Consider the following 1128-nt stretch of genomic DNA (forward strand, 5'->3'; position numbering starts at 1 on the left):
TGGCTCGGGTCCTACACCTTCGACATCAGTCGAACCTCCTTGGTGATTTCCACTCTTCTCAAGCGACTTTCGTGTCGCACGACCTGGTTGATCCACGAGGAGCCCGTCGGGGTGAAGTGCATGTGGAACCGGGGGTGTTTGGCCAGCCACGTCCTGATCGCGGAAGTCTTGTGGGTGCCGTAGTTGTCCACGATCAGGTGGACCTGGAGGTGTGTGGGCACCTCCTTGTCGATGCGGGTCAGGAACTTCTTGAACTCCGCCGCCCGGTGCCGGCGGTGCAGGGCACTGATCACCTCGCCGGTGGCGACATCGAACGCGGCGAACAAGGTGGTCAGGCCGTTACGGACGTAGTCGTGGGTACGCCGCTCGGGCATGCCCGGCATCATCGGCAGCACCGGCTGGGACCGGTCCAGCGCCTGGATCTGGGACTTCTCGTCCACCGAGAGGACCACCGCACCCTCGGGCGGGTCGAAGTACAGCCCGACAACGTCATAGACCTTCTCCACGAACAACGGGTCGGTGGACAGCTTGAAGGTGTCGGTCAGATGCGGCTTGAGCTGGAACCTCCGCCAGATCCGGCCCACGGTGGACTTCGACAGGCCACTGTGGTCCGCCATGGATTTGCGCGACCAGTGGGTGGCGTTCTTCGGGATCTGCTCCAGCGTCGTGACCACCACCGCCTCGACCTGGTCGACGCTGATGGTGGGCGGCCGGCCCGGCCGGGGCTCATCGGTCAGACCGTCCAGGCGGTCGGCGATAAACCGCCGCCGCCACTTGCGGACCGTGTCCGCGGCCACCCGCAGATCCCGGGCGACCGAGACGATCGGCGGTACCTCCGGCCCCGCGCACGCCAGCACAATCCGCGCACGCAGGGCCAGGGCCTGGGACGATGTCGCCCGACGCGTCCACCGCTCCAACACCGCCCGCTCATCAGCGGACAGCAACAACGGTTCCAGCTTCGGGCCCCGACGAGGAACTGACGCACCAGCAGCAGAAGTCACACAACTACTAACGATCAACTACCGGCGCAGGACACTAGGGCCTGTATTGAGTCGTGATCAATGAGTGGACCTCGCGAGGTCCTTGATCCAGATCATGGAGGCACGGAGGTGGAGTCCGGCTTGGTAG

1 pseudogene is annotated in these 1128 nt (G+C 64.8%); it reads right to left on the minus strand.

Annotated elements, in window-relative coordinates:
• Nucleotides 1–74: 74 nt before the first annotated feature.
• Nucleotides 75–956: pseudogene (locus ACFYQA_RS39570) on the minus strand (IS630 family transposase); the annotation flags it as partial.
• Between the last annotated feature and the right edge of the window lie 172 nt (nucleotides 957–1128).

This window comes from Streptomyces sp. NPDC005774 (genome assembly GCF_042871645.1).
GTDB lineage: Bacteria > Actinomycetota > Actinomycetes > Streptomycetales > Streptomycetaceae > Streptomyces > Streptomyces pratens.